Here is a 1,672-nt window from a genome sequence, read left to right on the forward strand (position 1 = left end):
CTATCCACCGCCATACTGCGCAGATTGATGTTTGCCGAACCCAGGGTCATGAATACGTCATCGACGATCATCAGCTTGGTATGCACGTAAACGTAGTCCCACTTTCCAGGCGGTGAATCCGGTGCAACCAGCGTGCAAACCTGCACCTTCAGCCCTGGAATCTCGACGGGCAGGACCGGTGTTTTCTTTTCGTCACGATTGTCCAGAATCTGCTGCTCGAGCGACGCCACTTGTGCCTGCGCCGCCTGCTGCTGTTGCCGCGCGCGAACCCCGGCGTCTACCTCAACCGCTTTGCCCACCTGCAGCGTGGCGGCCGCCCAGTCACGTTGCGCCGCCGTCAGCCGGGCCTGCAACGCATCGTTCCGTTCGAGCCGCGCAATCGTCGGAATGCGGTCCGCCTTGCCCAGCGCGTTGAGCATGTTGTACGTATTGACGGTCCCGGGACCGATGCCCTCGTCATTCGAATTGGTCACGACGAACAGATAGATCGAGCTGTGCTTGCCCGGATCGCGTCCCCCGGTGACCAGGTTGGCCGCAAGCTGCTTTATTTTCCCGGCCAGTTCAGGCCAGCGGAAATACTGGTTCTCGATATAGATGAACTTCGTGGCGTTATTCACCGCCTGGAGATACAGGCTGGCGATGTCGCGCCTGCCATGCTGCGATTGCGTACGAAGCACCTGCGCCATCACCGGTGTGTCGAAGTCACGACGCAAGGTCAGCTGGCGCTCGAGCGCGGCGCGCGACTGCGCGAGATTCTGGCCGGTTGCCTCGTCCCACGCCTCGCAGAAGTTCCTGTTCAGATACGCGAGCACCGGGCCACTGACCCGGCTCGACATATCCTGGCGGGGATGCAGCCCGTTGCGGCCCATCTGCGGATGCATCCGCAGGGAGCGGTGATCGTCCCGGTCCCAGTACGTATCGAGCATGTTATGGCCCATCACGAAGCCAACGGCATGCTCGGGCATTTCGTAATCGACAAGCACCATCTTCTGATGATGGGTGGGAAAAACCTTCATCGCCGTCCTGCCAACGGTCCCCACGGCCTTGCCCTGGCGGACCGCCTCGTTATGAAGCTTCATCCGGTGATCGATCTCGTCGCGGTTGTCGAGGCTGAAATCCCGGGTGGCAAACTCGACATTTTTGAACGCGTCCTTTCGAGCGGCGAACTCGGCGATCCTGTCACTCGCGGTGCGATACCTGTCCCTGGTGACGTTATTCAGGTTTGCCCGCCGGTACCACTCGATATCGAACTCCCGCTCCCACCCGGCCTGGTAGTCCTTCGCGACGTAATCCGATACCTTGGGCAGCGAGACGAACCAGTCCGGCAACAAAGGCTTGATCGATGTTGCAAGGTTGTTCCCTGGCGCCCCGTTTTCGCTCAGTTCTGCCAGGTGAAGATCATCCTGCCAGCACAGCAACCGAACCTTGATACCGTCTGCGCCAAGCTGCGCCAGCAGTTGCCCGATCGGCACCGATGCGCTGCCGCCTCCCCGCCTGAAATACATCGACGGCTGAAAGCCCCAGCAGATGATATCGACCGAGCGCTTCGCGCCCAACATCGCGTCATGGATCGCGCCAAACGCCTCCTCACCATTGACGAGCGGCTTGAACGTCGCTTCAGCGGGGCGGTATTCCGCTCTCTGCACGAACCACGGCAGAGTAAGCGTGGCGC

General features: G+C 60.8%; 1 protein-coding gene. It reads right to left on the minus strand.

Annotation, left to right across the window (positions count from 1 at the left end; translation table 11 throughout):
- On the minus strand, positions 1–1,672 hold a 1,672-nt coding region (locus HV796_RS42115), incomplete at both ends, for a phosphatidylserine/phosphatidylglycerophosphate/cardiolipin synthase family protein (protein ID WP_175233525.1).

Origin of the sequence: Paraburkholderia humisilvae (assembly GCF_902859855.1) — a bacterium.
Lineage (GTDB): Bacteria > Pseudomonadota > Gammaproteobacteria > Burkholderiales > Burkholderiaceae > Paraburkholderia > Paraburkholderia humisilvae.